Below are 6,969 nucleotides of genomic sequence, written 5' to 3' on the forward strand. Positions count from 1 at the left end.
GCCGCAGCGCGTTGCTCACTGCCGGCTGCGTGATCGACAGGTTGCGCGCGGCGCGCGTGAGGTTGCGCTCCGCCATCACCTCGTCGAAGACGCGCAGCAGGTTGAGGTCGAGTGTGCGGAAATTGACGTCCATCAGTCTTGTGAATGATAAACATCAGAAAGATAAAGTGGAAACTTACTAGGGCAAACCCTAATATCGAGGCATCGGAAATAGAAACACGCCTTGGAGGGCACCATGACCAGCTTCATTCACGTCGACCAACCCACCGTCCACCCCGGCGTCCAACGCGCCGAAGTCCTGTTCGGACACCTGAAGGCCGCACGCGGCGGCAACAGCGCCCGTCCGCTGATCCTGCTGCTGATCGTCGCCATCGTCTCGGCGGTGCTCGTGGTGGCCGACACCATCGTCGCCCACTGGGACGAAGGCGCGCTGCTCGCGGCCTGGGCCCTGGTCTGCGCCGGTGCCTTCGCGGTCATCGCCCTGTTCGCCGGCTCGCTGGCCAACGGTGCCAACAAGCTGGGCGCGCTCTGGCTCGCCGCCGCACAGCGCCGCGCCTCGGCCCGTGCCGACGCCCGCTTCCTCGACACCGCGCAAAGCGACCCGCGCGTGATGGCCGAACTGCAAGCCGCCGTCTGGCGCCAGCAGTCCGAAGGCACGGCGAGCGTGGCCGACGTGGCCAGGATCGACGCGCTGGCCGGTGCCGCCGCCCGTACGCAAGCGGCCCGCATGCCCACGCTGTACGAAGCGATGCGCCGCATGAACAGCTCGCGCTACTACTGATCGGAGCGGGCGATCGCGCCCACGAAAAAGCCGCCCTCGGGCGGCTTTTTTGCGTCTGGAACGCCCCTTGCGGGGCGCTTTGACATCAGGCCGCGAGGCGCTGCTCGATCGCCGCCTTGGTCGCGGGCAGTTCCTTCGGCAGGTGATGGGCCAGTTGCTCGAACAGCTCGTCGTGCAGCTTGAGCTCGGCCTGCCAGGCGGCCTTGTCGATGCTGGTGACGGTGGCGAACTGCTCGGCGCTGAAGTCCAGGCCGGTCCAGTTGAGGTCCTCGTAGCGCGGGCTCACGCCGGTGATGTGGTCGACGCCGTCGGCCTTGCCTTCGATGCGGTCGATCATCCACTTGAGCACGCGCATGTTCTCGCCGTAGCCGGGCCAGACGAACTTGCCGTCGGCGCCCTTGCGGAACCAGTTGGTGGTGTAGATGCGCGGCAGCGTGGCGCCCGAGGCCTGCAGCTTCTTGCCCAGGTCGAGCCAGTGCTGGAAGTAGTCGCTCATGTTGTAGCCCATGAACGGCAGCATCGCGAACGGATCGCGGCGCACCACGCCCTGCTGGCCGGCGGCCGCGGCGGTGGTTTCCGAGCCCATGGTCGCGGCCATGTAGACACCCTCGACCCAGTTGCGGGCCTCGGTCACCAGCGGCACGGTGGTCGAGCGGCGGCCGCCGAAGATGAAGGCGTCGATCTTCACGCCCTTCGGATCGTCCCAGGCGTCGTCGAGCGCGGGGTTGTTGGTAGCGGCCACGGTGAAGCGCGCGTTCGGATGGGCGGCCTTGGCGCCGGTTTCCTTGGCGATCTGCGGCGTCCAGTCCTTGCCCTGCCAGTCGATGCAGTGCGCGGGCGCGTCGCCCATGCCTTCCCACCAGACGTCGCCGTCGTCGGTCAGCGCCACGTTCGTGAAGATCACGTCGCGGTCGAGGCTGGCCATGCAGTTCGGGTTGGTCAGGTCGTTGGTGCCCGGAGCCACGCCGAAGTAGCCGGCCTCGGGGTTGATGGCGCGCAGGGTGCCGTCGGCCTGGGGCTTGATCCAGGCGATGTCGTCGCCGATGGTCGTGACCTTCCAGCCGTCGAAGCCGGCCGGCGGGATCAGCATCGCGAAGTTGGTCTTGCCGCAGGCGCTCGGGAAGGCTGCGGCCACGTGGTGCTTCTTGCCCGCGGGGCTGGTCACGCCCAGGATCAGCATGTGCTCGGCGAGCCAGCCTTCGTCGCGGCCCATGTTCGAGGCGATGCGCAGCGCGAAGCACTTCTTGCCCAGCAGCGCGTTGCCGCCGTAGCCCGAACCGAAGCTCCAGATCTCGCGCGTCTCGGGGTAGTGGACGATGTACTTGGTCTTGTTGCAGGGCCAGGCGACGTCCTTCTGGCCGGCCTCGAGCGGCGCGCCCACGGTGTGCACGCAGGGCACGAACTCGCCCTCGGCGCCCAGCACCTCGTACACGGCCTTGCCCATGCGGGTCATGATCTTCATGTTGACCGCGACGTAGGGGCTGTCCGACAGCTCGATGCCGATGTGCGCGATCGGCGAGCCCAGCGGGCCCATGCTGAACGGCACGACGTACATCGTGCGGCCCTTCATGCAGCCGTCAAAAAGAGGCTGCAGAGTGGCACGCATCTCGGCCGGGGCCATCCAGTTGTTGGTGGGGCCGGCGTCTTCCTTGTTGGCGGAGCAGATGTAGGTGCGGTCCTCGACGCGCGCCACGTCGCTCGGGTCGGACGAGGCGAGGAACGAGTTCGGGCGCTTGGCGGGATTGAGCTTCTGGAAGGTGCCGGCGTCCACCAGCTGCTGGCAGAGACGGTCGTACTCTTCGTTGCTGCCGTCGCACCAGTAGATGGATTCGGGTTTGCACAGCGCGGCCATCTCGGCCACCCAGGCAATCAGCTTGGCATTCTTGACGTAGGCGGGCGCCTGAATGCCAAGGCCCTTCGTCGTGGGTGCGTTCATCGGAAATCTCCTAAGTTGAAAAATCGTCTTTCCGAACGGTGCGCCACGCCTGGCGGCGTGGAGGTCCGTTTGAGAAAACGTTTCGGCTCGGGAGAGGAGGATGCGTCAGCGCGGGCCGCACGACCCGCGGACGAAAGCGCAAATGCCTGTCAGGCCAGGAAGACGGCGATCGATGCCAGCAGCAGCATCAGCACGCCGCCGGCGATCGGCAGCACGAGCGGCATCAGGTGAACGATCGACTCGACCGTGTCTTGCTCGGCGGCGGCGCCGTGTGCGGGCTCGACAGGAGTGGGGTGGGACATCGGAAATACCTCTGATACTTTGAATGACACGAACTGGTGGCATTTTACCGGTGGGGTGCATGCCCGCGGTCTAGGGGGTTGCCAGACCCCTGGAACCAGACGTAACCGGACGAGCCGGCCCGACCTGGCTCAGTGCTGCTCCTGCGCCTCGAAGCCCGCCGTGGCCAGCGCTTCCAGCACGCTGGCCAGGTGTTCCCGGCCGCGGGTCTGCAGCACCAGCTCGATGTCGACGTTCTGCGCCGCCAGCATGGTGAAGGCCCGTTGGTGGTGGACCTCGTCGACGTTAGCGCCCGCTTCGGCCACGGTGGCCGTGATCTGGGCCAGCGAGCCCGGCACGTCGCGCGCGCTGACGCGCACCCGCGCGAGTCGGCCGGCGCGCACCATGCCGCGCTCGATGATGGCCGCGAGCAGCAGCGGATCGATGTTGCCGCCCGACAGCACCAGGCCCACGCGCTTGCCCTTGAAGCGTTCGGGGTGCCGGATCAGCGCGGCCAGCCCGGCGGCGCCGGCGCCTTCGACCAGCGTCTTCTCGATCTCGAGCAGCATCAGCACGCCCTGCTCGATGTCGCCTTCGTCCACCAGCACCAGGTCGTCGACATGGCGCGCGATGATCTCGCGCGTCAGCACGCCCGGCGTGCCGACGGCGATGCCCTCGGCGATGGTGCTCTTGCCCTGCGGATGCTGCGTGCCCTGGACCGCGTTGACCATGGCCGGGAAGCGCGTGGTCTGCACGCCCACGATTTCGATGCCGGGCTTGAGCGCGCGCGCGGCCACGGCCATGCCCGCGATCAGGCCGCCGCCGCCGACCGACACCACCAGGGTGTCGAGCTCGGGCTCGGCCGCGAGCATCTCGAGCGCCACCGTGCCCTGACCGGCGATGATGGCCTCGTCGTCGTAGGGATGCACGAAGGCCAGGCCCTCGCGCTGCGCCAGTTCGACCGCGTGGGCGCGCGCCGCGTCGAGCGTGTCGCCGTACAGCACCACCTCGGCGCCGAAGCCGCGCGTGCGCTCGATCTTCACGCCGGGCGTGAAGCGCGGCATCACGATCAGCGCGCGCAGTCCGAGCCGCTGCGCGTGATAGGCCACACCCTGTGCATGGTTGCCGGCCGACATCGCGATCACGCCGCGGGTGCCGCTCTCCGACAGGTCGACCAGCTTGTTGCAGGCGCCGCGCTCCTTGAACGAGGAGGTGAACTGCAGGTTCTCGAACTTGAGGAACACCTGCGCGCCCACGATCTCCGACAGCGTGCGCGATTCCACGCAGGGCGTGTCGAGCACCTGTCCCGCGAGGCGTGCCGCGGCGCGGCGTATTTCTTCGATTTCGACCATGGCGCGCATTGTGGACGGAATCGGACACCAGGGTTTTTACCCTTTCGGCGTCTTCCCGAAGCCAAAAGTCTGCGTTATGGTCTGGCCGGTAATTCCCCTCTCTGGAGGTTCGTCCGATGGTCAAGCGTGCGGGTGTCGATGTAGTGGCTGCTGCGGTTCGCGGGCAGGCATTGCCGTCGCCCGGTCTCAAGGAAGCACCGGTGCTCGAGCTCATGTGCTCGCACTTCGTGCTCACGCTCGCCGCCAAGCAGGGGCCGCGCTTCAACGTGCGGCGCGACATCAACGGCCTGCTCTCGCTGACCGGCCGCCACCTGGTGTGGCCGGCCGCGGTGCTGCAGCGGCTGCGCGAATTCCTCGGCCGCCGCTGCGCGGGCAACGAGGCCTGGAAGGGCATCGAGAACCTCGACGGCCGCACGCTGCTCGAGCGCCACGGCGTCTGGCGCGGCCCGTACGAGGAAGGCACGCTGTTCTTCTACCTCGACGAGTACGCGAAGGACCAGCCCAAGGACCTGCTGTCGGTGCTGGCCGTCACGCGCGACTGGCTCACGCATGCGCTGCGCAAGCAGTCCACGCTGGTCGAGAAGAACATCGATGCGCTCGCGGGCCTGCTGCAGCTCAACAAGGCCGAGCGCGCGCTGCTGCTGTACGGCACGCTCGCGCGCTACCAGCGCGACCTGCGCTCGCTGCTGGTCGAGTTCAAGGTCAACAACGCGCCCGAGGCCTATGCCGCGATCGCCGACATCGCGGGCGTGAACGCGAGCGAAGTCGGCGAGGCGCTGCGTGCCGGCTCGCGGCTCGAGCGCATCGGGCTGGTCGAGAACCTGATCTCCGAACACAACATCACCGACCTCGCCGACCTGATGAAGGTCAGCGAGAAGCTGCCGCCGGTGCTGATGCGCGAATATCGCGACCACAACGAGCTGATGGCCGTGTTCACGCGGCCCTCGGCCAAGAGCGCGCTGCTGCCGAACGACTTCTCCTTCGTCGACGAGGAGGTGCGCGTGCTCGTCACGCTGCTGCGCGCGGCGGTCGCGCGCAAGGAGCTGGGCGTGAACGTGCTGCTCTACGGCCCGCCCGGCACCGGCAAGACCGAACTGGCCAAGGTGGTGGCACAGGCCGCGGGGCTCGAGCTGTTCGAGGTCGAGTACGCCGACCGCGATGGCAATTCGCTGTCGGGCCGCGACCGCTATCGCTCGCTGCAGATCGCGCAGGTCTTTCTCAAGGGCAGCGCCCAGGCCGCGCTGCTGTTCGACGAGGTCGAGGACGTGTTCCCGCCGATCAGCACCGAGGCCGCGCAGTACATGGCGCGCGCCGAACAGATTCCCGCGCCGGCCAACGGCAGCGTCAGCGGCAAGGCCTGGGTCAACCAGATCCTCGAAGCCAACCCGGTGCCCACGCTGTGGGTCACCAACCGCATCGAACAGATCGATCCGGCATTCCGGCGCCGCTTCGCCTACCACCTCGAGCTCAAGTCGCCGCCGCCGGGCGCGCGCGAGCAGCTCGTGAAGAAGACGCTCGAGGGCGTGACGGTGTCCGAGGCCTTCACCGCCAAGCTGGCCGAGCGCAAGGGCCTGACGCCGGCGCAGATCCGCACCGCGGTGCGCTTCGCGGGCCTGGCCCGGACCGACGGCGCTTCGGTCGAGGCGCTGATCGAACGCCAGCTGCGCAACGCCGACCTCGCGCTGGGCACCAGCGACACCGGCCGCGGCGAGCGCCGCACCGTGACCACCTACGACCTCGACATGCTCAACGTCGAGACCCGTTTCGAGATCCCGCGCATCGTCGAGGCGCTGAAGGCGCGCGGCCACGGCACGCTGTGCTTCTACGGCGCGCCCGGCACCGGCAAGACCGCGCTCGCCGAGCACATCGCCAAGGCCATCGCGCGGCCGCTGATCGTGCGCCAGGCCAGCGACCTCATGAGCAAGTACGTCGGCGAGACCGAGCAGAACATGGCCGCCATGTTCCGCGAGGCCGAGAGCGAGAAGGCCGTGCTGCTGCTCGACGAGGCCGACAGCTTCCTGCAGGACCGCCGCGGTGCCCAGCGCACCTACGAGGTCACCGAGGTCAACGAGATGCTGCAGGGCATGGAGCGCTTCAACGGCATCTTCGTGTGCACCACCAACCTGCTCGAGCGGCTCGACCAGGCGGCGCTGCGGCGCTTCACCTTCAAGATCAAGTTCATGCCGCTGACCGCGGCGCAGCGCGAGCGCATGTTCGTGACCGAGGCGCTCGCGGGCGATGCGTCGCTGCTCACGGGCGAGGTCCGCGCGCGGCTGGCGCAGCTTTCGCAGCTGTGCCCCGGCGATTTCGCGGCGGTGAAACGGCAGACCGATATCCTGGCGACCGAGTTCTCGGCGGCCGAATTCCTCGATCAGCTCGAGGCCGAGCACCGCATCAAGCCCGAAGTGCGCGAATCGCGCGGCATCGGCTTCGTGCAGTAGCGGCCCCGCGCCGCCGCCGGGGCGCAGCAAGAAAAAAGGCGGAAGGGAAGCCGCCAACAGGCCGGGAGACACGCGCTTCCGGGTTCCAGACGTCCGCCCGCGTTCGCGGGCCCGCATGAGGGAGATGTTCGATGAGGTTTCGCAACGCAGGCCGCGCGCGGCAACACGCCGGGGCTTCGA

6 protein-coding genes are annotated in these 6,969 nt (G+C 68.1%); 2 read left to right on the forward strand and 4 right to left on the reverse strand.

All coding sequences use genetic code 11. The features are described from left to right. Positions 1–133 (reverse strand): LysR family transcriptional regulator (locus AC27VN_RS28155; RefSeq protein ID WP_490878664.1); only part of this gene is annotated, 133 nt, incomplete at its 3' end. Between the two features lie 102 nt (positions 134–235). Here AC27VN_RS28155 and AC27VN_RS28160 point away from each other — a divergent pair. Continuing rightward, on the forward strand, positions 236–781 hold the full coding sequence (locus tag AC27VN_RS28160) for a hypothetical protein (protein ID WP_093344175.1): 546 nt from the start codon (positions 236–238) through the stop codon (positions 779–781). Positions 782–866: 85 nt separating this feature from the next. Here the strand turns inward: AC27VN_RS28160 and AC27VN_RS28165 are convergent, their stop codons facing one another. The 3 genes from AC27VN_RS28165 to AC27VN_RS28175 form a co-directional block, all read right to left on the reverse strand. Continuing rightward, entirely contained in the window at positions 867–2,717 is a 1,851-nt protein-coding gene (locus AC27VN_RS28165) for a phosphoenolpyruvate carboxykinase (GTP) (RefSeq protein WP_490878663.1), read from the reverse strand. 149 nt (positions 2,718–2,866) lie between these two features. Next, positions 2,867–3,019 (reverse strand): hypothetical protein, encoded by a 153-nt coding sequence (locus AC27VN_RS28170; protein ID WP_177239348.1) that lies wholly within the window; start codon positions 3,017–3,019, stop codon positions 2,867–2,869. 129 nt (positions 3,020–3,148) lie between these two features. Further along, positions 3,149–4,348 (reverse strand): threonine ammonia-lyase, encoded by a 1,200-nt coding sequence (locus tag AC27VN_RS28175; protein ID WP_177239349.1) that lies wholly within the window; start codon positions 4,346–4,348, stop codon positions 3,149–3,151. 116 nt (positions 4,349–4,464) lie between these two features. Between AC27VN_RS28175 and AC27VN_RS28180 the strand changes: the two genes are divergently transcribed. Then, a complete protein-coding gene (locus AC27VN_RS28180) occupies positions 4,465–6,789 on the forward strand; it encodes an ATP-binding protein (protein ID WP_093343839.1) in 2,325 nt (774 codons plus the stop codon). The last annotated feature ends 180 nt before the right edge of the window (positions 6,790–6,969 follow it).

The sequence above is a fragment of the Variovorax sp. 20P10.2.4 genome (genome assembly GCF_058244205.1).